The sequence below is a fragment of the Leucobacter chinensis genome (assembly GCF_019049105.1).
In the GTDB taxonomy this organism is placed as follows: domain Bacteria; phylum Actinomycetota; class Actinomycetes; order Actinomycetales; family Microbacteriaceae; genus Leucobacter_A; species Leucobacter_A chinensis.
This window is the reverse complement of record NZ_JAHQZR010000019.1, coordinates 1-23420: the sequence shown is the minus strand read 5'-3', so window position 1 is coordinate 23420 and position 23420 is coordinate 1. Positions and strand designations below refer to the sequence as shown.

The following is a 23420-nucleotide window of genomic DNA, read 5'->3' as shown; positions in this document are numbered from 1 at the left end:
TTAACCTTCCCAAACAGTGACAAGACCCTGACGGTATGCCGGGGTGAGTGACTCACAACAAGTTGACACCGAGCGCCTCCAGCATTTTTCGCGAGAAACACGCGATAATGGGGGTATGAGTTCAAGGATCCTTGTCGTCGATGACGACAGCGCACTCGCCGAAATGCTCACCATGGTGCTCGAAGGTGAGGGCTACCAGGTTGAGCATGCCGTCGACGGAAATGAGGCCCTCGAACTGTTCGAGAGCTCGAAGCCAGATCTTGTGCTGCTCGACGTCATGCTGCCATTCATGAACGGTATTCAGGTGTGCGGGCGCATTCGTGAAACCTCAGGTTTGCCCATCATCATGCTTACGGCGCGTACCGATACCGACGACATCGTGCGCGGGCTTGAGGCCGGCGCCGATGATTACGTGGTGAAGCCCTTTAACCCTGCCGAGCTGCTCGCCCGCATCAGGGCCCGGCTGCGCGACCAGAGCGAGAACGAACCCGAGGTGCTGCGAGTCGCTGACCTGACGATCGACGTTGCTGCGCACGAGGTGACGCGTGGCGGCGAACTGATTCCGCTCACGCCCCTCGAGTTTGACCTGCTCGTGATTCTCGCCCGTAAACCGCAGCAAGTGCACAGCCGCGAGATGCTGCTCGAGAAGGTCTGGGGCTACCAGTACAAGGCCGACACGAGGCTCGTGAACGTGCATGTGCAACGCTTACGTGCGAAGGTCGAGCAAGACCCCGATAACCCCCAGGTCGTGCTCACGGTGCGCGGTGTGGGGTATCGCGCGGGTGTTCCGCTCGAGTAAGCCGCACGCAACACCTTTTTGAACCACGACAGCGAGACGTATTAACAGCTCAAAACCGCGTGAGAAAGCGAAAGCCGCGTGAACAAACTGAGGTCGATCGGGCGCCGCATAGGCGAGCCGATCGTCGCGTCTCGCGACAGGGTGCGCGACATGTGGCGTCACTCGATGAAGGTGCGCACCATGACGATCACTGGCGTCATGACGGGCCTCATGATCTTCATCTCGGGTACCTTCATTCTTGCCAGCGTCAGTGACGACCTTTTCACGCAACAGCGAGACGAAATCTTGCACGACTCGGCGCGGGCCACGGTGCTGGCGCAGCAGACGATTGACAGTGCCGGCTCGAGCGATCCGCGTGCCTTGGGCAGTGTGGTCAACGCGATGCGCCGCTCGGTCTCGAATATGTCGGCCTCAGACTATCTCGTGTTTCGCAGGCAGGCTGACCAGCCGCGCTCGGTCGATGCTCCACTCGACTCGACGATTGGCCCAGAATTCTCTGAGTTCATTTCTGACGAACTACGCAACTCGCTGCTCGAGGGCGACGCTCCGCAGTATTGGCAATCGATCGAGATCGTGAAGCCCGACGGTACTACCGTGCCGGGGCTCGCGGTCGGCTCGACCCTGCAACTACCGGGCGAGGCGGGTCGCTACGATCTCATACTGGGCTACGACCTCAGCGAGACCGACTCGATTTACGGCTTTATCTCGCGCACGCTCGTGTTCACCGGTTTCTTCCTGATGCTGCTCATCGGAGCGCTCGTGTACGGTATCACGCGCCTGGTATTTCAGCCGATCCGTTCGGCGGCCGACACGAGTCGCAAGCTCGCGAAGGGCGATTCGAATGCGCGCATGCCGCTGCAAAATGACGAATACTTCGACCAGCTCGCAGGCAACTTCAACCTCATGGCCGACACACTGCAAACGCGCATCACCGAGCTCGACGACCTCTCGACGATGCAGCAGCGCTTCGTCTCTGATGTTTCGCACGAGCTGCGCACCCCGCTCACGACGATGAAGCTCGCCTCGCAAGTGCTCGCATCGAATTCTGATGGGCTCACGGGTGGTCAGGCTCGTGCCATCGAGGTCATGAGTGAGCAGGTTGATCGCTTTGAAGCGCTGCTCGCCGACCTGCTCGAGATCTCGCGCTACGACGCTGGGCAGGTCGCGATCTCGACCGAACCAACGAACCTCGTGCGCCTCACCGAAGAGGTCATCGAGGGGCTCGCTCCGCTCTCAAAGCAACCCATCGAACTCCATGCGCTCGGCGGTTACGCGCCCATCGAGGTTGATCCGCGTCGAATCAGACGTATCGTCTCGAATCTCATCGGCAACGCGATCGAGCACGGCGAAGACAAACCTATCGAGGTGCGCATCGACTCAAACGGCTCGGCCACCGCTATCTCGGTGCGGGACTGGGGCATCGGCATGAACGAAGAAGCGACCGAGCGAGTGTTCGAACGATTCTGGCGGGCTGACCCCTCACGCAAGCGCACCCTTGGTGGTACGGGCCTCGGCCTCGCGATCGCACGAGAAGACGCGACGGTGCACGGTGGCGTGCTCGAGGTCTGGTCGAAGCCGGGCCAGGGCACGAACTTCAGGCTCACGCTGCCGCGCGACGAGGGCGGGGCAGGCTTCTTCTCGCCTCTGCCGCTCATTCCCGAAGACATGCCAGAGGCGAGCGAGACCTTTGACACGACCGGCGGGTGGCTCAAACGCCCGCTACGCAGGCTGAAGAAGGGAGACAAGCGATGACCACACGACGCATGCGCATGCTGGCAGCCACCGGCGTGACCCTCGCGGCGCTCACCCTCACCTCGTGCCACGGCATTCCCGTTGCGGGCGGGGTGCACCAGGGGCTTACCGATCTCGCGCAGGCCGAGCAAGAAGTGCAGTACCGGCCCGATTCGCCGATGCCTGACGCGACGCAGGAAGAGATCGTGCGTGGGTTTCTACAGGCCGCTTCTTCGGCCGCCAATAACTATGACATCGCGCGACAGTTTTTGACCGATGACTATCGTGACCAGTGGGATCCAAACCAGTCGGTCACCATTGACGAGGGAACCCGCAAGTACCCGATCATCGACGACATTCCCATGGAAGGCGAAGACGAGATCGTGAGTGTCGTTGTGAACGGCATCGCCTCGGTTGACGAGCGTGGGGTGCTCACGCAGCTCGACTCTGACGAGAGCTCACCATTTCAGTTCGGGCTTCAGGAGCAGGACGGTGAGTGGCGCATCGCCTCTGCGCCCAACGGCGTGCTGCTCGACCGTGCCACCTTTCTCGAAGTCTGGTCGGTGCACCAGCTGTACTTCACCGGCGCCAAATCAACCCTTGTCTCAGACACTCGGTGGTTTTTGAAGCGGGCCACGATGGGGTCGCACATCATCAACCAGCTGCTGGCGGGCCCGACCGACGAGCTCACCGGTGTTGCCGTCTCGTCGTTTCCGACCGGAACAAAGCTTTCGAGCGATTCGGTCATCATCGAGGGCGGCACGGCGCGCATTGACTTCTCATCTGAGTTCGAGGCCATCACCGAAGAGGGGCGCAAGCTTGTCGACATGCAGCTTTCGTCATCGCTCTATGCGCTCGCGGGCGTCTCAAAGTACGTCGTGACCGTCGGCGGGGTAGAGATCATGAGCGGCCAGGTTGCGCTCGCGCAAACGCTCATGCCGCCCAAGCCAGAGGGAGGCACGAGCGTCGGGGTCATGCATAGCAAGGGCTACGGCGTGCTCGGCTCGACGGGCATCACGGCCGACCCGAGCTACTCGAAGGTGCTTATGCCCATGAACCCCGAGCGCATCGTCATGAGCCGTGACGGCAGGGCCGCAGTGGTGCTCGCCGAAGACGGGTTGCACTGGGCGACCCCGCAAACGTCGTTCCTCTTTGACGACCGGCCCGGACTCCTCGAGCCTACGACCGACCCGAGCGGGTACGTGTGGACCTTCGACCCCGCAAAACCAGAGCAAATCAACCTCTGGCATCCGGTGAGTGACAACATGACGCTCCCGACGCCCGAGTTAGTTGACGAGAAGGTCGTCGCGATGCGACTTTCACCCGACGGTAACCGTATCGCGATTCTCGTTGACGACGACGGTGCCAGCAAGGTGCTCGTGACCGGCGTCGTTCGCGACGACAACGGGGTTCCGCAGCGCTTCGTTGGCCTCGGGTCGCCGCAGGAGAACTGGGTCTACGGTGCCCCGCTCGATATCGACTGGGTCGACACGCAACGAGTTGGGGTGCTCAGCGCTGGCGAAGGCGATGCGACCCGTTTCGCGCTCACAGGCCCCGGCTTGCTCGCAGAAACTCGTGCGGGGGTCTCGAAAGCGAAAACTATTCGGGGCGGCGGGCGGTTGCAGCTGACCTATCTGCTCACCGCTTCTGGAGAGGTGTTGAGCCCCCAGGGCACGTCGAGTTGGCAGCGCCAGGCGCAAGATATTTCGGTGGTTACGAAGCGCGGCTAACCTGTGCATAACTCCTGACGCGGGTTTTGGCGCGTGCGATGCTTCGTGCATGACCGAAACCTTGCTTCAATCGATTGCACGCGACTTGCTCTCGCTTTTGTGGCCGGCGTCGTGTCTCGGGTGCGGCAGGCCTGACCGCGATTGGTGTGTTGAGTGTGCGGCAGGCTTTGCCCGCTCGCACCGGCTCATCGAGGTGCCCCACGACAGCGGCGAGGCTCGGGCTGGCTCCATTCGAGGGCGGTGGATCGCTGCCGCCCCATACGCCGACGTCATGCGTCACCTCATCGTGCGCTACAAGCACCATGGCCAGCGCTCGTTTGCGGCGGCGCTCGCTGGGGCGCTCGAGGGGCCGCTCGCTGAAGTCATGAGCGGCGGGCCGCCAGGCGGGGTGCTCGTCGTCCCGATGCCTTCTCGTGGGGGAGCGGTGCGCAGGCGAGGGTACCGGCCGCTCGAAGAGATCCTGCGGCTCGTGTGTTTCGCTGACGGGCGCAGAGTCGGTCGGGCTGAGCTGCGGCGGGGCCGTGTGCTCGCGGCGACCCGCGGCCGTACGGGGCAGGTCGGGCTCGGGATCGCTGAGCGGCGGCGCAATGCCGCGAGGCTCAGGGTTGCCTCTGGCGCGCAGGTCGATGGCCGCTACGTGGTGCTCGTTGACGACATCGTGACGACGGGAGCGACGCTGAACGCGGCGACGGCTGCGCTCGAGGCAAGCGGTGCTCGGGTGCTTGGCGCAGCCGTGCTCGCGGTCACGCTGACGAGACACGACCGAATTTCTGCGCATTTCGGGCGAATTGCTCAGCTGAACTCGCAATACGAAGAAGAGAGGGGTAACGTGTGATTAAGGTGAGGGGCAACGGAGCTCCGAAACTCGGGGCTACCCCACCTTTTGGATCACAGGAGGTCACCATGGACGTGCATATCCACGGACGAAATGTTGATATTACAGACCGATTCGAAAGCTACGTTGAGTCAAAAACCGAGAAGCTCGAGGCGCTCCTGCCGAAGGCCCAGACGTTTAACGTTAAGGTTTCGCGGCTCAGCGATAAGAGCCCAAAGCACGGTGACCGTGTCGAAATTACCATCGTAGGTTCAGGCCCAGTGATCCGGGCCGAATCGTCAGGCAGTGACAAGTACACCGCCTTTGACATTGCCTACGGTCGCATTCTCGAGCGTGTGCGCCGGGCCAAAGACCGCAGGCAAGATCGCCGCGGCAAGGGCCGCACCTCACTCGGTGACGCGGCGTCGAATGACTTCAGCGGCGTCGGCATCACTCCCGCCTCGCTCGACACCGTGAACGCGGTGGCGAATGGCCAGCCGGTCGCTCAGGCGGGCGAAGGCGACGACGTGTATACGCCGGTCGTCATACGCTCGAAGGAGTTCCCTGCTGCAAGGCTCACGGTCGAAGAGGCCGTCGACCAGATGGAGCTCGTGGGGCACGACTTCTTCTTGTTCGTCGATGACAGCAACGGTCGTTCGAGCGTTGTCTACCGCCGCAAGGGCTGGAACTACGGGGTGATCTCACTCGACGACGCAGCCTAAGCGTCATGGCGGTGCCGCGCAGGGTGTTCTGTCACCTGGCGCGGCACCGCTCTTTTCGTGGGATTTCCTCAGCAGAGCCAGGGGGCAACGGACTAAGCTGGAGAACTGTTAGCCATTACACAATATGATCTGGGAACCACCAGATTCATGAACGGCTGAGGAGAAATATACGTGGCCACTGTTCTAGAAAAGCTTCTTCGCGTAGGCGAAGGACGCACGCTGAAGAAGCTTGAACGTCTCGCAAAAGTTGTTGCAGGGCTCGAAGAGTCGTTTGTAGACCTCACTGATGAGGAGCTTCGGGGCGAGACTGCGGCACTGCGCGAGCGTCTTGCGCAGGGTGAAACACTTGACGACCTCATGCCAGAGGCATTCGCAGCGGTGCGCGAGGCAGCGCGCCGCACCATCGGCCTGCACCCGTTCCCGGTTCAGGTCATGGGTGGCGCGAACCTGCACATGGGCAACATCTCTGAGATGAAGACCGGTGAGGGTAAGACCCTCGTCGCGACAATGCCCGCATTCTTGAACGCGCTCGCTGGCCGCGGCGTGCACATCATTACGGTGAACGACTACCTCGCCACCTACCAGTCAGAGCTCATGGGCCGCGTCTTCCGCGCCCTCGGCATGACGACCGGCTGCATCATCTCGGGCCAGAGCCCAGCAGAGCGCCGCAAGCAGTACGAAGCCGACATCACGTACGGCACGAACAACGAGTTTGGCTTCGACTACCTGCGCGACAACATGGCGAGCAGCGCAGCCGAGCGCGTACAGCGCGACCACTACTTCGTCATCATTGACGAGGTCGACTCGATTCTTATTGACGAGGCGCGTACGCCCCTCATTATCTCGGGCCCCGCAGCGGGCGAGGCCAACCGTTGGTTCTCTGAGTTCGCGAAGCTCGCTCGCAAGCTGAAGGCTGGCGTTGACTACGAGGTTGACGAGAAGAAGCGCACCGTCGGCGTGCTCGAGCCAGGCATCGAGAAGGTTGAAGACCACCTCGGCATCACGAACCTGTACGAGTCGGTCAACACCCCGCTCATCTCGTTCTTGAACAACGCCATCAAGGCGAAGGCGCTTTTTACCCGCGACAAAGACTACGTCGTGCTTGACGGTGAGGTGCTCATCGTTGACGAGCACACCGGCCGTATTCTCGCCGGCCGCCGCTACAACGAGGGCATGCACCAGGCGATCGAGGCCAAAGAGGGCGTCAAGGTCAAGGCCGAGAACCAGATGCTCGCGACCGTGACGCTGCAGAACTACTTCCGTCTGTACGAGAAGATATCGGGCATGACCGGTACGGCAGAGACCGAGGCGTCAGAGTTCATGTCGACGTACAAGCTTGGCGTCGTCCCGATTCCGACCAACCGCCCGATGCGTCGCATCGACCAGCCAGACCTCGTCTACAAGAACGAAGAGGCGAAGTTTCACGCGGTAACCGCCGACGTCGTTGAGCGCCACAAGAAGGGTCAGCCTGTGCTGATCGGCACCACGAGCGTTGAGAAGAGCGAATACCTCTCTCGTCTGCTCGCCAAAGCTGGTGTGCGCCACGAGGTCCTGAACGCCAAGAACCACGCGCGTGAGGCCGCGATCATTGCCCAGGCCGGTCGCCTCGGCGCCGTGACCGTCGCCACGAACATGGCCGGCCGCGGTACCGACATCATGCTCGGCGGTAACGCTGAGCACCTCACCGTGACCGACCTTGCCTCACGCGGGCTCTCACCTGAAGAGAACCCCGAAGAGTACGAGGCAGCGTGGGACGAAACGTTTGCCAAGGTTAAAGAGGCCGTGGCCGCTGAAGCGTCGAAGGTGCAGGAGGCCGGTGGCCTCTACGTACTCGGCACCGAGCGTCACGAGTCACGCCGTATTGATAACCAGCTTCGTGGTCGTTCAGGCCGTCAGGGTGACCCCGGCGAGAGCCGCTTCTACCTGTCGCTCGCCGACGACCTCATGCGCCTGTTCAACTCGGGGGCTGCGGCCTCGCTCATGAACCGCAGCAACGTGCCCGACGACCTCGCGATTGAATCGAAGATGGTCACGAGTGCCATTCAGAGCGCGCAGAGTCAGGTCGAGGCACGCAACGCCGAGATTCGCAAGAACGTGCTCAAGTATGACGATGTGCTCGACCGCCAGCGCAAGGCGATCTACGCCGACCGCCAGCAGATTCTTGACGGCGAAGACATCGAGCAGCGCGTTGACCAGTTCAGGTTCGACGCACTGACCGCGATCATCGATACGCACGAGCCGGCCGCCGGCGAGTGGGACTTCGACGCGCTCTGGGCCGACCTCTCGCAGGTATACAAGCCGGGCATCACGATCGACGAGGTACTCGCAGAGTACGACGGCAAGCGTGGCATGGGCCGTGAGTTCCTGGAGCAAGAGATTCGCTCCGACTTTGAACTCGCATACGAGCAGCGTGAAGAGCAGCTCGGCACCGACGCGATGCGCGAGCTCGAGCGTCGCGTTGTGCTCACGACGATCGACCGCCGCTGGCGCGACCACCTCTACGAGATGGAGTACCTCAAAGAAGGCATCGGCCTGCGCGCGATGGCGCAGCGCGATCCGCTCGTTGAATACCAGCGCGAGGGCTACAACCTTTTCCAGAGCATGATGGGCCAGATCAAAGAAGAATCACTCGGCCTGCTCTTTAACCTCGAGGTGCAGGTGCGCCAGGCCGAAGGGCCGCAGGACCACGTACATCTCGAGGGCGGGGGCATTGACCAGCAGGTTCAAACCGATACCTCGAAGCTCAGCTACACCGCACCGTCAGAAGACGGCGGGGCAGTCGTGAGCGGATCGGGCGGCAAACGCAAGCAGCAGCCCACGACCCGCGGAGCCTTTGGGCAGCAGGTGCCGGCCGACGGCGAGGCTGACGACCAGCCGATGAACCGTGCTCAGCGTAGGAAGAATAAGTAACTTTCGAGTCGAGTGATGGGTCGTAAGACCCTCCGACATATCTGGAGAAAAACATGACACAAGAGTCGAACCAGCGTTTGACCAAGAACGAGCGCCGTGAGGCTGCGCGGGCACAGGCGAAGGCCGCCCGCGAGGCTCAGGTGAAGAAAGAGAAGCGGAACCGCCTGTTTGTACAGGGCGGCATCGTGGTCGGCGTGCTCGCCGTCATCGCGATCATCGCTCTCGTCGTCACGCAAATGGTGAAGCCCGCGGGCCCCGGCCCAAAGAACATGGCATCGGGTGGTGTCGTCTTCGAGGGTGAGAACTTCGAGGTACGCGAGACCCCCGCCATCGGCGACGGGGAGAAGCTTGTCGCGCAAGAGGTCAACCGTGAGACGGTTCCCCTTGACATCACGATCTACGTCGACTTCATGTGCCCCGCCTGTGGCGCATTCGAGCAGGAGGCTTCGGCCATGCTCGAGCAGTGGGTTGGCTCAGGTCAGGCGACGCTGCAGGTATACCCCGTGAACTTCCTCGACAGCCAGTCGAAGGGTACCCGCTACTCAACCCGCGCGGCAAACGCTTTCGCCTGCGTGGCAGAGCAGCAGCCTGACGCTGCTTGGGATTACTACCGCACGCTGCTCTCGGCCGAGGTTCAGCCCGCCGAGGGAACCACCGGCCTCACGAACGACCGCCTGCTTGAGGTAGCCGTCGAATCAGGTGCCTCAGACAACCGCGAGCTGCGCCAGTGCGTGCAGAACGTTCCGTTCGCCGACTTCATCTCAAAGACGAACCGCCTGGCCTTCACCGGCCCGCTGCTGGGCCTCGAACCCGACACGGTGCTCGCTGACGGCCGCGGTGGCATGCTTGATGCTGACGCCGACCAGCACATCAGCGGCACCCCCGCGATCATCGTGAACGGCCAGCAGGCACCGAGCTCACCCACCGAGCTCGAGCAGTTCATGCTCAAGAAGTTTGCCGAGCTCTCGGGCGACACCGCCGAGGCCGATGGCGACGAGGGCGCTGACGCGCCCGAAGAGGACAAGAAAGACTAGGCGAATAGCCGAAGGGGTCGCAATCGGTATAGACTGATTGCGGCCCAAACGCCGCCTTAGCTCATCTGGTAGAGCAGCAGCCTTGTAAACTGCAGGTGATCGGTTCGAGTCCGATAGGCGGCTCCATAACGAAGGCCCCCTCCTGAAACCGGGAGGGGGCCTTCGTCGTGTGCGGGCGTCTACACCCGCGTTCGCCTCACCGTGTGGTCAAAACGTGTCGATTCTCGGCCTAATTTTCGACACTTTTTGATCATACGCAAGGCTCGCGCTAGTAGGCGACGGTGAAGCGCGCGCCGGTGTGCGCAGGGGTCTCGATCTCTTTCACGACCGCGAGCGCGAAGTCGGCGCCTGAAATGAGCGAGTTGCCGGCCTCGTCGGCGAGCAGCACGTCGCCGCCGAGACGGTAGGTGCCGGTTGCCTCGCCTGGCTGCCAGGGCCCGAAGCCGCCGGCTGGTGAGACGTAGAACCACGCGAGGTCATCGCCCCGGCCGCGAAGGTCGGTGAGCACGCGGCCCATCTCTTCGGCCTCTGGTTTGATCTCGGCGGGGAAGTCTGGGGAGTCAGAGACGAGGGGCCCGCCCTCGAACTGCTGCAGTGAGCCGGCGCCGCCGATGACGCCGAGGCGCACCTTTGCCGCGTGAGCAGCGTCGGCGATCGTGGCGTTGATGGCTGCGAGCTTGCCCTCACCGGCGAGTGCCCCGCGGGGTGAGAGTGACGAGACGACCACGTCGGCCTTGCTCGACACGATGCGCTCGATTGCCGATGCGTCGGTGACGTCGGCCTCGCGGTAGGTGACACCGGCGATGGGGGCCTCTGGGGTTGAGCGGGCGATGACGGTGACGTCGTGGCCGCGATCGGCTGCGGTCTGGGCGATGTGTGAGCCGGCGTAGCCGGTTCCGCCGATGATGGTGATGTGAGCCATGGTCGGAATCTCCTATCGATAAACGTAGATAACTTGCAATACTCACTGTAAGCGACTTAGTATCTTTTGGTAAGTACCTACTTTTGAGAAAGATAGTTACCTGGAGGTTCCTATGAAGGGTGCCGATCAGCAGCCCGTGGCCGCGCAGGCGCGTGCCAAAGCAAACGCGGTCGACGCTCGCCCCGCCGACGCACTGGTGGCCGACGCTCGCCCAGCCGACCCCTACAGTAGTGACTGCCCGTCGCGGCAGCTGCTCAATCGCATCGGCGATCGCTGGATGGTGCTCGTGGTCGGCGCCCTCGGTTCAGAGCGGCTGCGCTTCTCTGAGCTGCAGCGCCGCATCGAGGGTATCTCGCAGAAGATGCTCACGCAGACGCTGCGCTCGCTCGAGCAAGACGGCCTCGTCACGCGTACGGTGTACCCGGAGGTTCCGCCGCGTGTCGAGTACGAGCTCACCGAGGTGGGGTCGACGCTGCAGCAACCTCTCGACGCGATTGAGCAGTGGGCGAGAACCCACATGCAGCACGTGCTCGACTCGCGCGAAAAGCACGCCACAGCGGCCTAACGGCGCCGCGGGGCACGCGGGCTAGTTCTGGTAGGGGAACACCATCTCGATCGGGCCCTCAGGCTCTTCGAACTCGGGGCGGGGGTCGCGACTGTCGGCAATGGAGAAGCCGACCGCCGAACCGATGAGTGAGAGCGCGACGATGCCGAGCGAATTGCACAGGCCGATCGCGAGCCCCTGGTACTCGCTGCCCGCGGCGGCGTCAAAGAGGGTGACGAGTTCACCGTTGTGCATGTTCGGCACCATGAAGCCGAAGAGGATGGCGCAGAGCCAGCTGAGCGCCAGCGAGACGACAGTGCCGCGGCTCGTTCGGTAGCCCTTCTCGCGGGTCAGGCGCATGCGGCGCATGACCCAGATGTGGCAACCGACGTAGGCTACACCGATCGTGGGCAGATACCACCAGGTGAGCCAGCCGCCGAGGCCAAAAAACCAGTGCCCGGCGCACATCCAAATCGAGAGAACGATCGACACCGGTACCAATACGCGTGACAGGCCGCTCACACCAACTCCTCTTGCCAAGTTTCTGCTCTTAGTGTGTCAGATGCTTGCGAGAACAAGATGTGTGCCGGGCGCTCTGGGCATGATCCACGCCCGGGATTGCGGCAAATGCGATTCGATTTCACATTGCCCAAAAGAAATGCTATTCTCTAACGGTTGCATTCTTTGCGGCACTGCCCCGATAGCTCAGTGGTAGAGCACTTCCATGGTAAGGAAGGGGTCGCCAGTTCAATCCTGGCTCGGGGCTCTGACTCTGCCGGTTTCTGCCGGAAGCATGGCTGAGTAGCTCAGCTGGTTAGAGCGCACGACTCATAATCGTGAGGTCGCGGGATCGAGTCCCGCCTCAGCTACCGGAGTCGCACAAAACCCCTGCGGAATGCGGGGGTTTTGCTGTAGATGGAAGATGTTGATGGAAGTTCCAGCAGCGCTGATGCGCGCTTGCTGATGGTACTCTAGTGGTCTTGCTAGCTCGAATCTGAGCTGATCGCCGCAACTCTTACGGTTGTGCTGTGCGTGCCTTAAATGGCTGGTGGAATCCAGTGTTTGTACATTTCTTGTACACGCTTGCTTAGTACACTTCTCATAGGCGCCGGACTTAGCGGCCCTAGGCAGAGTTAATATTAGGACATCGATATGAGCCCTCTGGGCGTTGCTCTGAATCTTCGATACTGTGTTAGCCATGGATGACGCCAATAATCCCTATGCCGCCGGCGGGGGTGGGTGGGCTTTTGAAACGCTCGTCACTGTGCAGTATGCGGCTGCAATGCTCAGTGGTGTGGCCTGTGATTTTGGAGCGCCCGTGGAACGCATCAGCAGGCAGACAAGGACGCCGGGCTTCGATGACATAGGTCTTGTCCTCGAGCCCAAGCATGGTTTGCCTCGGATAGTTGATATCCAATGCCGGAGTCGACAACCGTTTACAGGCCGTGACGTCAAGTTTCAAGCCTTGCTTGCAAAAGCGATTGCGCTTGTAAATAGTGAGGGGTTTGATAGCCGCGAGCGTGCTCTCGCAGTTGTTGTCGGTTACTCCTCACCGGCCCACCGAGAGATGGCGGACTTGTGTGATCTTGCGCGGAGAATGGTTGATTTACCTGCATTTTCTGATGCTATTGCTCGTCGTAAAGGTGCTATGGCACGTCGCTGGGAGCACGTTCTCACGGCGTCAAGTGGCGCTCCCGAAGAGGAAGTTTTCTTCGCGCTTAGGGCGCTTCATGTTCGAATGGCAGACCTAGAGAATGCCAATACGCCGGGAAGGCAACTTCTATTCAAGGAGCTCAGTGCGCTGTGGAATCCTTCCTCGGAGGCATGCGGTTCGGCTCTATTCGACGCTCTCTACGTGCGAATGGCAGAGCTTGCTCATGAAGCGGGGACAATAGACGCGCACTTGCTTCGTGCTTCACTCGGCAGGTCAGCGCCCCCCGCTGACCATGAATCAACGCGACACGAACGCATAACCAGACTCATTCGTGCGAACGAGGAAGAGATCGAAAACTCCCTTGCTGCTCTAGGCGTCGAAACTGACCTTCTTGAAGAACTGGCAGGTGAGATCCTGGCTAGTGGCCCCAATCTGACACCAAAACACCCCATTACCTTGGCGGTAGGACCGGTCGGTATCGGGAAATCAACGGAACTGCGATGTCATTATGATGTTGCATTGCGATGTGCAGTAGAAGACCCTTCCGCCCCGATTCCGGTATTTGTTAAGGCAGAGCAGTTCCGCCTTGGCGAGTTGGTACAGGTAGCTATTCGGGAAGCTGAGGACCTCGGTGATCCTCGCCGGTTAAGTATCTGTCTCTTTGTAGACGCGCTTGATGAAGCGGGGTACGAAGCGGAAAGACTACTCCCAGAGTTCCGTGCCCTCATCGCAAAGATGCCTAGATCTAGTGTCGTAGCAACATCGCGGATCTTGCCAAATGACCCCACCGTTAATATGCTTCAGGTTCCTCAACTATCTCAAGACGAAGCAAGTAGCCTCATTCGACGGCTTAGACAAGATGGTATGGCCCATGTGTTTGGCCGTGAAGAACGACTGGACCTGCTTTGTCGGCCGCTTTTTGCCATTGAACATGCGCTCAATGGCGTCAGAGGTGAAGATCGCATTTCAGAGGCGAAAATGGTCGACAACATCGGCAGGCGTATGACTAGAGGCCTTGCGCCTGACGTGTTTCAAGCTCTTGTGGACCTCGCTACGAAAAGCGTTGAACGTGGCGGGCGCCCGGTGCCGGAGTCAGAGCTTTTTCTAGCACCGCCTATTATCGGTGAACTCCTTCGCTCGCGGTTGGTTACAGAGGATGGCGCGGGGCTCCGATTGCAACTGGCAGTGCTTACCGAGTGGTTCGCTGGCTTCGCAATCGCACAAGACCCATCGCGAGTGGAGCGTACTGTACTTATGCCAGACGTCGCCTGGCGTTGGCGATATGCACATGTGCAGGCACTTCTTCAAGCGACGCCTGCATGCGCAGACACTTTGATGACATATCTGGTGCAGCATTCCCCCGGTACATCAGCTTGGATCGTTGAGCACGCAAGTGACCCACCTGCTGTGCTTAGGCGTCGCGATACTGACGGTGTGAATGTTGACGAGGTGAAGGCCCGCCTTATTCAGGCCGATGCCAGTTGGTCAAGCGTGATCGTCGGAACAGGTCCAACTGGTCAGATTTCAGATCCGGCGATTGATTCAAGGGTGCAGCTTGAGGACGGACACCTGACAATTGCGCTTCGAAATGTGGCTGACCCCCCATTCTTGGAGAGAGAGAATTGCGACCGTAGTTCCTCCTGGCAGTACTTCCGGTCATTTAGGAGTGGACAATACGAGCCCACAGGCAAGTGGCCTTGGGAATGGAGCCTCAAGACGGCGCGAAGTAACGTAGATCGATGGCTTGCCGAGGGAGCAGGCATCCAGCAGGCGGAATCGGCACAAGCAGAGTTAGCTTTCAACTATGCGCTTGTAATGCTTGGCAAAAACCATCGTGCGAGACCGGACCAAGTTACTCGTGTCGAGTTAGAGGGGATCATTGACAGTGCTCGTGCACGCATTCCCGAAGGTGGCGCGCAAATGCTTCGGAACGGCGAGAAATGGTCTTTGCTGGAAGGTGAGCGTTTTGTTCAGGGGCTGAAAGATCGAGACATATCGGTTGTGAGTAATCCTTGGCCACCGAGCGATCAGAAGGGGCGCTGGGCCTGGTCTTTTTGGTCAAACGAGAGCATTAAACGACGGCTGGAAGTAGTATCCGCGACTGCACTCGATATTTATCAAGAAGTGGTTGACGCAGCGCTCCCGAGGCTAGCCGGACTACTGTCAACTTACGTTCTTCTTCCTGCCACGGTAATAGGAACATTCTCTGATGTGGATTCAAACGGTGGCTTTCGCGGTGCACGGCAAGAGCGTTGGTATATTGAGCCGCGTACCTCAGAGGCTTCTAACGATTCTGTATGGCAGATGGGAGAAGCTGCGACTTTTTGGGATGAAGACACATGGGCTGCCAACAACAGAAAAGTCTTAGAAGCGCGGGGGGCTATCTCCTCGGCGATTTCTTTCTCACACTTTGGTAGCCTCGACGAGATCTACTCTTCGTTACCTGCCTCAACAATGGCCTTACGACTATTAAGTGACGATCTGAAGCGGCTGAATTGGAGTGGTGGCTCGCAAAGGTTTCATGAACTACCTGCACTGGCACCTGCAAGTCTCTTGGGGAACTGAATGCTTAATTTGGGTGACTGAGCTGCGCCATAGCCGAGAAGAACCGCGACCGGTACGGGAACCGGCCTGAACGTGCTGTCTCGGGGTGAAGTCGCGTGGTTGGCTTTCACAGTGCGCCCTAAGCTCGGCGTTAGCCTGGCTGACAGTCAGGTTATTCAGGCTACCCGCGCCCTCGTTAATTATTGGTCTGGTACGGAATTAGACGGAGCGTTGTGAGGTATTCCTATTTTAAAAATAAGGGTGACGGGGCTAAGGAGAGAAAGCAAATAGAGTAGGGGTGGAGAGAACTTGGACAATGGTTGACCACCACCGATCCGCCGAGACTTTCCTCATGAGATGCTGAATCTAATAGGGCGCGAATCTGTGAGCCAGCCGGTGTGAGCTCCAAACGAAGATTGAGCCGCTATCGCAGCCCAGAGTATCGTCTAACCGTGTCAGGCCTTTGTGCTTCTTAACCTCGCCCTTGACGTGAAGTTGTGGGAACACGAATCGAGCCCGGAAAACTGACCCCGGAAAATATGTTGAGTGGAGAGATGCCCAGTGGAACGTGAAGGGGCCCTGGGGCTGATGCGGACTCGGTTCAAGCGGAGAATCTGCTGGAACGAAACCAAGCAAAGTAAGAATCTGCATTCGCTCAATAACAGCGTGGGCAACGGCACGGGGTCTGCTGAAGGTTTGGTTGAGTCCGGGGTTTATGCCGCCAAAGCGACGGCATCCATCATTATGGCCTCGAACTCGACCGGTGTCAGTTTCCCCAGCCGCCGCTGCCGACGTTTGCGGTGATACCGCGCCTCGATCCAGTGCACAATCGCAACTCTGAGCTCCTCACGTGTGCCCCACGACTTTCGATCGAGCACGTTCTTCTGCAGCAGACTGAAGAACGATTCCATCGCAGCGTTATCTCCACACGCACCTACTCGCCCCATCGAGCCCCGCAGGCCAGATCGTTTGAGCGCGTGTTGGAAGCTCCGGCTTCGAAATTGACCTCCTCGATCAGAATGCACGATCACACCCTTCGGGTAGCCGCGCTGAATCAGGGCATTCTCGAGCGCTCTCACTGCAAGTGATGCTTTCATGCGCTTATCGATGGCGTACCCCACGATCCGGTTCGAACACACATCTTTGAACGCACACATGTACAGGCGACCTTCACCCGTCCAATGCTCTGTGATGTCGACCAACCATTTCTGATCAAGCCGTTCAGCAGTGAACTCGCGCTGCACGAGATCATCACCCACGGGTGCCCCAGCGCGTCGGTATCGGCGCTTGCGCTTCGCAATCACCGACTGGAGGCCAGCGATCTTACACAGCCGCCACACCCGCCGCTCCGAGATCTCATAGCCAAGGTCGTGGAGGTCATCAGCGAGGACTCGGTACCCGCCCTCGGGATCTTCCTCATGCAAACCACGAAGTACCCCGATCAGGTGCCGCTCTTCCGCTTCACGAGCCGACACTGGCTGTTTCAACCATTGGTAGTACGCCTGCTCACTGAAGCCGAGCACCCTGCACGCCACTGCGACAGGCACCCGATCCCGGGCGCCTGTCGCAGCCATCTCATGGACGAGAGGGAACACTATTTTGGGGGCGTGATGTGCACCTGCGACAGATACGCTGCCGCACGCCTGAGGACCTCGTTCTCCATCTCGAGCTCACGAATTCGTTTGAGCGCTTGGCGCATCTCCCGCTGCTCGTCAGGGTCCTTTGACGGGGTCATCCCATACGACGTGAACCTCGCATCTTGGATCCACGCGGCGAGAGCTGACTTCGAGATCCCGAGATCTTTACACACGGTTTTCTGCGTGAGGCCGGACTCCACGAGCGCGACAGCATCTCGCTTGAATTCCTCACTGTACTTCGATGGCATAGTCATCATCCTTCCAGCAACGATCCTCAGATCGAAGCAGTCATGGACTCAACCAAACCTTCAGCAGACCCTAGCACTCCTGGCCCTGGTCTACAACAATTAGAATTTACTCTGAGCAACGGTGACGTGCTCGTCCCTACGTATCCCATGGAACGGGTCGCTATCAGGGGCGATGAAGCACGAAACGCGGTTACCGTTCCTTACAACTCGGCTGGACGCTGGATGCAAGCTCCGGGACACGTGGGTGATAACGCTCAGACTGGCTGGGGTAACGTCGTTGAGACTTACCCAGGGGCAGGCGGTCAAGTAGAGGCCGGAAAATTCATTATCCAGACCTGGAATACCCATGAAGATCGCAATAAGCCTGCGAACTTCTTCTGGCAGTTTGTGCGCCTCGAAAAGGATGGTTCGGTTACTCGACTCGGCACTCCTCAATTTGGTGAAGGTGAAAGCGACCGCTGGAACAAGCTTGGCGCTGGCACAACTGTTGCAGCTCTTACCGGAGAGCGCTACGTAACCTTCGACTCGGCTGGTTACTACCAGCTCATGGTTTGGCCCATCGGTCCAGAAACGACACTCGCTAATGACGATCTGAGCCTCGCGACACAAGCCGGCGATGCCTTTATTAACTTTGATCCACGAGGGTGGGGGCCCACACAACCGAACCCCTTCTGTGAGACTCCTATTGACCCGAGCGTGAACGCGTCGGCCTCTGCCTCGGCCGATTCGAACGCAAACCCTGCTGCTCAGGCTGCTGCCATGGCCGATGCTACGTCGGTGGCAAGTGCAGCATCGAACGCAAACGCTCAGGCCGCAGCTAAAGCTGCAGCGGTTGCTGACGCCTCCACTGACGCATCAGCCGATGCTGAAGGGGCTGCTGTTGCCTCCGCGCAAGCAGCCTCAGAGAGCACCTCATTTAGCATGACCGATGCCAACGCTGCTGCCTCAACGGAGGCTAATGGCAACGCCTCGGCAGCTTCTCAGGCTGCGGCAGTTGCCAATGCTTCGACCGATGCTTCAACTAATGCTCTTGGAAACGTGAACGCTTCCGCTTCAGCGTCGGCTGATTCGAACGCGGTCGCCGCCGCGGTCGCAGCCGCGATGAACGACGCAACCACTCAGGCAGGCGCCTCAACCACGGGTAACGCCATTGGGGCAGCTTCGAGTGCAGCGTATTCCGACGCTACTGCAAACGCTTCAGCTGCTGCAGAAGGAGCTTCGGTGGCAGCAGCGCAGGCTGCTGCGCACAGTGAATCAGATTCAGATACTAACGCTTCAGGCTCATCGGCAGCACAAGGTAATGCCTCGGCTGCGGCTCAGGCTGCGGCGATTTCCAGTTCTTCAACTGATGCGTCAGCTCGTGCTGACGCAGACGTTAACGCATCAGCATCGGCCGCTGCTGACTCAGATGCAAACGCTGCTGCAATTGCTGCCGCGATGGCAGATGCGACAACGACTGCTTCTGCAGCTGCAAACGTGAACGCACAGGCAGCCGCAGAAAGCGCTGCTTACAACACAGCCTCGGCCGACGCATCTTCGACTGCAGATACGTCGGCCAAGGGCGCAGCTCAGGCCGCTGCCTACTCAGTAGGCGATACTGACACCAACGCGGTTGGTTCTGCCGAAGCGCAGGGTGATCACTCTTCTGCTTCGCAAGCGGCAGCTATCGCATCTTCATCATCTGACGCTTCGGCAAACGCATCAGGCAATGTGAATGCTTCGGCGTCGGCGTCTGCTGATTCGATGGCGAATGCTGCGGCGAAGGCTGCGGCGATGACGGATGCTTCTTCGACGGCTTCGGCTGCTGCTGATTCGGATGCGAATGCGGCTGCTGAGTCGGCGGGTAGTGTGGTTGCTTCGGCGTCGGCTGATGCGTCGGCTGAGGGTCAGGCGGCTGCGGCTGCTTCGGCTGAGGCTGCGGCGCATGCTGATTCGGATTCTGATGCGAATGCTTCGGCTTCGGCTGCTGCGGAGGGTAATGCTTCGGTTGCGGCTGAGGCTGCGGCGATTGCGGATGCGTCGACGAATGCTTCGGCGCAGTCTGCTGCTGATGTGAATGCGTCGGCGTCGGCTTCGGCTGATTCGAATGCGAACCCTGCTGCACAGGCTGCTGCGATGGTGAATGCGGTTGCTGAGTCAACGTCGCAGGCTTCGGCTGCGGCTGATTCGGATGCGAATGCGGCTGCTGAGTCGGCGGGTAGTGTGATTGCTACGGCTTCGGCTGATGCGTCGGCTGAGACGGAGGCGGCTGCGGCTGCGGCTGCTCAGGCTGCTGCTCGTTCGGAGTCTGATGCTGATACGAATGCTGAGGCTTCGGCTGCTGCGGAGGGTAATGCTTCGGTTGCGGCTCAGGCTGCTGCGATTGCGGATGCGTCGACTGATGCGTCGTCTGATTCGCAGGCTGATGCGAATGTGAATGCGTCGGCGTCGGCTTCTGCTGATTCGCATGCGAACCCTGCGGCGAAGGCGGCGGCGAAGGCTGATGCGACGTCGACGGCTTCGGCTGCGGCGGATAGTGATGCGAATGCTGCTGCTCAGGTTGCTTCGGAGGTTTCGGCTTCGTCGGATGCGTCGGCTGAGACGGAGGCTGCTGCGGCGGCGTCGGCTGAGGCTGCGTCGTATTCGGAGTCGGATTCGGATACGAATGCGTCGGCTTCGGCTGCGGCTGATGCGGATGCTGAGGCGGCGGCTCAGGCTGCGGCGATTGCTGAGGCTTCGACGGATGCGTCGACTGATTCGGGTTCGAGCGGTGCTAATGAAGCGTCGACTGAGACTGAGGGGACGTCTGATACCTCGACTGAGGGTTCGACTGAGACTGAGGGGACCGCTGATACCTCGACTGAGGGTTCGACTGAGACTGAGGGCACCGCTGATGCTGCTACGCCTGGTCAGGCTGATGCGAATGTGAATGCGTCGGCGTCGGTCGAGACGGCAGGCACCGCAAACGCTTCGAGCAATGGCGGCGACAACGGTGGCGAGCTGCCGTGGACGGGGTCGGTGAATACTGAGCTCATGATGGCTATTACGGTTCTGCTGCTCGCGGCAGGGCTCAGCTTGATCGCGTTCGGCATGATCCGCCACAGGCGCAACGAGCATGAAGCCGTTGACCGACGGTAGCCCCTTGTGAGCTCTGTCTTAGGTCTCGATGATCGTCTGGTGCTACTTCACACGGAGTAGCACCAGACGTATTTACCGTATGAATGAGTAGTTGCCCTCACTTTTTGAGAGAAAGAACAACGATGACTGATCCTGAAACGCAAACGGGAGAACCGCCACGAAGAAAGGCTCGCTCTCCGATCGCTCGGGTCGGGCTGGTGCTTGTTACCCTGTTTGCAGGCTGGCACATTTTCGCATCTTTTTTGTGGATCTCGCCGCCCTCAGAGCTTCGCACGCTCGTGCCCGGCAAAGCGCTCTCGAGCTATATGATTCCCTGGTTTGGTCAGAGCTGGAGTGTTTTTGCCCCGGAACCAATCAACGGTGATTACCGACTCGAGGTGCGTGCCGTCATCAAAGAAGAGGGAGCTGAGGGAGCCGAGCCGAGCTATGTTGCAACCGAGTGGGTGAGCGCGACCGATGTTGAACTCTCAAAATCTCGGTACAACCTTTTTCCACCTCGCGCGGCGATCTTGGCCACTCAGCAGTCGAGCAAGATGTTGAATCAGTGGAAAAAGCTGAATAAGGAACAGAAAGAAATCACCGCGCTTGGCTACTACGAGGGCGATGACTGGCTCGGCCGAATGCAGATCGCACTCGACGAAAAAGGCGAAGACAAAAATGTGGTTATCGATTACATCGTGCAAGAACGATATACCTCGGCCTATGCAACCCAGGTTGCCTATGCCATTTGGGGTGAAGACCGCGTAACGCAGGTTCAGTTCGCTGTGTCACGCCAGAACATCATTCCTTTTGCGGAGCGACACAATCCCGATGCAAAGCGCCCAGACCCAGAGATCGCAAATACCGGCTGGCGAGGCACACTCGAAATGCCGGGCCAATCGAATAAAGATTTCGCAGAGACCTTTTTGAAGAGCTATAAGGGAGACAGTCATGAGTGAGACGACAGTCGGGTTGGGGCAGCGCACGTCTCAGGTATTTAAGGCTGTCGGCTCACTTATCGGTGACGCGGTCAAAGGCTCTTTTGTCGCGATCGGCAAGCTTTTCATTCTTGTTGAAGATTGGCTCGTCGAAGGGAAAAAGGCGCAGTATGGCCTTGCCGTTATGCGCATTTTGCTGGGCATTATGGTTATGGGCGTCGCCCTGACGAACTTGGCTACGGTGCGGTATACCTTTGGCCCGGGCGCTGCTTGGACGGGTCAGCTTGAATATCCCTCGAGTGACTTCGCAAAGATTTTTCCATTCAGTTTAGTTAACCAGGCATCACACAGCAGCATCGGTATCACTCTCGTGCTCGTTGCAATGTTCGTATGCGGTTTGCTCTTTTCAGTTGGGTATCGTACGCGCCTTGTTATGATCCCTCTGTTTATCGTGTGGGTGGGCTTTCTGAGCATCAACACCTACGTACAAGATCAGAGTGACAACCTCACACGAATGTCCCTCATCTATCTTTTCTTTACGGCGCCCGGCGATCGTTGGTCGTTTGATGCCCGCAGAAGAGAGAAGTATGCGGAAACAGGTGGATCAGTGCTGGTGCGCTGGTGGCGTTATCAACGGGTGGTTCCGCAGGGCGTAACTAACGTGCTACACAACCTTGGCATTGTTGTGATCATTGCCCAGCTCTGCTTTGTGTATGCTTCGGGAGGCCTCTTTAAGGCCGGCGGCTTGCCATGGCAGAACGGAACCGCGGTATATGACCCGATCATGACTGAACGCTTCGGAACCTGGCCGGTTCTCAGTGAACTGGCCACGGCCTGGGGCCCCGCCGTAGCAGTCGCTACGATTGGTACCGTCATTATTCAGACCTCGTTCCCGTTTATGATGCTTAACCGTTTCACCCGAATCGTGGCGATCATGATCATTCTCTTCTTTCACGCAGGCATCGGTGTTCTCATGGGGCTTCCCTGGTTCTCGCTCTCGATGGTTGCGCTTGACGCGATCTTTATTCGAGACCGAACGTGGCAGAAGGGGGCAGCAAAGGTACGCAGAGCGTTTGTGCGTGCAAACGGAGGAAACGGCACCGCAAGTACCGTTGGCGTGGTGTCAGGTCCCGTTCCCGTGATGTCACAGGGCGCTGCACAGTAAGAGCTTGTGAAATAGTGTGTTTAACAATATCGAAGGATGAGGAATGGTCTCAATAAAGAAAACTCTGGGCGTCAGCATGCTGGCACTTGCGCTCGTACTCACAGGTTGCACGAGCACCCCCGAGGTTGAGAAAGAGCCAGCGGCGGTCACTGAAATCGCCTTCCCTGACTCAGAAGCGGGTACGAATTCGAAGTGGGTTGTCGACCAGTTGAACAGTGACGACATTGACCCAGCGAACTGGCAAGAGAAACTCTCTGACAAGCTTCTTGAAGAGATGAGTGCTGAGGAGCTGGTGAAGGTGCTCGACGAGGGTCTTAAGCCGGGTGCTCCTTACATGCTGGTGAGCTTTAGCGAATCAGGTGAACAAGCGGTTCTCGGTCTTATGGGAGCTGATGATGCAAAGCGGCTGCTGACGTTGAGTTTTGAGAAAAACGGCGAGATCAGTGGCATTTTCTACAAAAATGCCTAACGTGATAGCGCAATGCCCGCGTGATTAACCACGCGGGCATTGCGCTATCACGTTGTGGGTAGAAGGTCGTCGATGATTTCGAAGAGGTCATCATTATTACCTCCCTGTTTTGCAATGTTGGACGGTAAGCTATTGATGACCATGGCGGGGGCCAACGGTAGATGCGTTCGTAGAACGTTCAACGGTTGAAAAGGGGGCGTGATGGTGCGCGGTAGTTACCTCACAGTTACGGAAAGGCTGTTTGGTGAACAAGGGGTGCTGCATGCTGAACGGTTTTTTTCACCACAGCGTAAGAAAGATATCCCTGTAGAGTTTGCCGAGTGTTTTTCTGTAGCGAATGTGCAGATGACCGCTCTGTCTTCAGTAGGTCCCATTCGTGCTCGCATGCGCTCGGTGTCAACTTGTTGTGAGTCACTCACCCCGGCATACCGTCAGGGTCTTGTCACTGTTTGGGAAGGTTAAT

General features: G+C 59.2%; 16 protein-coding genes and 3 tRNA genes. 16 read left to right on the top strand and 3 right to left on the bottom strand.

The window, feature by feature from the left end; genetic code table 11:
* The first annotated feature begins 115 nt into the window (after positions 1 to 115).
* The 8 genes from mtrA to KTJ78_RS13280 all read left to right on the top strand — a co-directional run bounded on the left by mtrA (position 116) and on the right by KTJ78_RS13280 (position 9866).
* Positions 116 to 799, top strand: coding sequence for an MtrAB system response regulator MtrA (mtrA, locus tag KTJ78_RS13315; RefSeq protein WP_217136646.1), 684 nt, complete (start codon positions 116 to 118; stop codon positions 797 to 799).
* Between the two features lie 78 nt (positions 800 to 877).
* The gene (gene mtrB, locus KTJ78_RS13310; RefSeq protein ID WP_217136644.1) at positions 878 to 2551 is read left to right on the top strand and encodes an MtrAB system histidine kinase MtrB; all 1674 of its coding nucleotides are present in this window, start codon (positions 878 to 880) and stop codon (positions 2549 to 2551) included.
* On the top strand, positions 2548 to 4260 hold the full coding sequence (locus KTJ78_RS13305) for an LpqB family beta-propeller domain-containing protein (RefSeq protein ID WP_217136642.1): 1713 nt from the start codon (positions 2548 to 2550) through the stop codon (positions 4258 to 4260). The genes mtrB and KTJ78_RS13305 overlap by 4 nt, the downstream gene beginning before the upstream one ends.
* A gap of 49 nt (positions 4261 to 4309) precedes the next feature.
* The gene (locus KTJ78_RS13300; RefSeq protein WP_217136640.1) at positions 4310 to 5095 is read left to right on the top strand and encodes a ComF family protein; all 786 of its coding nucleotides are present in this window, start codon (positions 4310 to 4312) and stop codon (positions 5093 to 5095) included.
* Between the two features lie 68 nt (positions 5096 to 5163).
* The gene (gene hpf, locus KTJ78_RS13295) at positions 5164 to 5796 is read left to right on the top strand and encodes a ribosome hibernation-promoting factor, HPF/YfiA family (RefSeq protein ID WP_217136639.1); all 633 of its coding nucleotides are present in this window, start codon (positions 5164 to 5166) and stop codon (positions 5794 to 5796) included.
* 171 nt (positions 5797 to 5967) lie between these two features.
* On the top strand, positions 5968 to 8706 hold the full coding sequence (gene secA / locus KTJ78_RS13290; RefSeq protein ID WP_217136636.1) for a preprotein translocase subunit SecA: 2739 nt from the start codon (positions 5968 to 5970) through the stop codon (positions 8704 to 8706).
* 53 nt (positions 8707 to 8759) lie between these two features.
* The gene (locus KTJ78_RS13285) at positions 8760 to 9740 is read left to right on the top strand and encodes a DsbA family protein (RefSeq protein WP_217136634.1); all 981 of its coding nucleotides are present in this window, start codon (positions 8760 to 8762) and stop codon (positions 9738 to 9740) included.
* A 50-nt stretch (positions 9741 to 9790) separates the two neighbouring features.
* Positions 9791 to 9866, top strand: a tRNA-Thr gene (locus KTJ78_RS13280).
* Between the two features lie 142 nt (positions 9867 to 10008).
* Here the strand turns inward: KTJ78_RS13280 and KTJ78_RS13275 are convergent.
* Complete coding sequence (locus KTJ78_RS13275; protein ID WP_217136632.1) at positions 10009 to 10662, bottom strand: NAD(P)-dependent oxidoreductase; 654 nt, start codon at positions 10660 to 10662, stop codon at positions 10009 to 10011.
* Between the two features lie 112 nt (positions 10663 to 10774).
* Between KTJ78_RS13275 and KTJ78_RS13270 the strand changes: the two genes are divergently transcribed.
* Complete coding sequence (locus tag KTJ78_RS13270) at positions 10775 to 11227, top strand: winged helix-turn-helix transcriptional regulator (protein WP_217136630.1); 453 nt, start codon at positions 10775 to 10777, stop codon at positions 11225 to 11227.
* Positions 11228 to 11248: 21 nt separating this feature from the next.
* Here the strand turns inward: KTJ78_RS13270 and KTJ78_RS13265 are convergent, their stop codons facing one another.
* Entirely contained in the window at positions 11249 to 11728 is a 480-nt protein-coding gene (locus KTJ78_RS13265; protein WP_369808108.1) for a hypothetical protein, read from the bottom strand.
* A 172-nt stretch (positions 11729 to 11900) separates the two neighbouring features.
* On the opposite strand from KTJ78_RS13265, the gene KTJ78_RS13260 reads away from it, so the two are divergent.
* The 3 genes from KTJ78_RS13260 (at position 11901) to KTJ78_RS13250 (ending at position 15425) form a co-directional block, all read left to right on the top strand.
* A tRNA-Thr gene (locus tag KTJ78_RS13260) sits at positions 11901 to 11972 on the top strand.
* A gap of 29 nt (positions 11973 to 12001) precedes the next feature.
* A tRNA-Met gene (locus KTJ78_RS13255) sits at positions 12002 to 12075 on the top strand.
* A gap of 329 nt (positions 12076 to 12404) precedes the next feature.
* Positions 12405 to 15425, top strand: a complete 3021-nt coding sequence (locus KTJ78_RS13250; protein ID WP_217136628.1) for an NACHT domain-containing protein — start codon at positions 12405 to 12407, stop codon at positions 15423 to 15425.
* 692 nt (positions 15426 to 16117) lie between these two features.
* Here the strand turns inward: KTJ78_RS13250 and KTJ78_RS13245 are convergent.
* Positions 16118 to 17289 (bottom strand): IS3 family transposase gene (locus tag KTJ78_RS13245; RefSeq protein WP_217136627.1). Its coding sequence is split into 2 segments (ribosomal slippage): positions 16118 to 17013 and positions 17013 to 17289, totalling 1173 coding nucleotides; the frame shifts between segments, so codons are not numbered across the junction.
* Between the two features lie 240 nt (positions 17290 to 17529).
* Between KTJ78_RS13245 and KTJ78_RS13240 the strand changes: the two genes are divergently transcribed.
* From KTJ78_RS13240 to KTJ78_RS13225, 4 genes are all read left to right on the top strand, one after another.
* The gene (locus tag KTJ78_RS13240) at positions 17530 to 20406 is read left to right on the top strand and encodes a hypothetical protein (protein ID WP_217136625.1); all 2877 of its coding nucleotides are present in this window, start codon (positions 17530 to 17532) and stop codon (positions 20404 to 20406) included.
* A gap of 122 nt (positions 20407 to 20528) precedes the next feature.
* Positions 20529 to 21344 (top strand): DUF5819 family protein, encoded by an 816-nt coding sequence (locus tag KTJ78_RS13235; protein ID WP_254259713.1) that lies wholly within the window; start codon positions 20529 to 20531, stop codon positions 21342 to 21344.
* Complete coding sequence (locus KTJ78_RS13230; protein ID WP_217136623.1) at positions 21337 to 22488, top strand: HTTM domain-containing protein; 1152 nt, start codon at positions 21337 to 21339, stop codon at positions 22486 to 22488. The genes KTJ78_RS13235 and KTJ78_RS13230 overlap by 8 nt, the downstream gene beginning before the upstream one ends.
* A gap of 43 nt (positions 22489 to 22531) precedes the next feature.
* Entirely contained in the window at positions 22532 to 22957 is a 426-nt protein-coding gene (locus tag KTJ78_RS13225) for a Cpe/LpqF family protein (protein ID WP_217136621.1), read from the top strand.
* Positions 22958 to 23420: the final 463 nt, after the last annotated feature.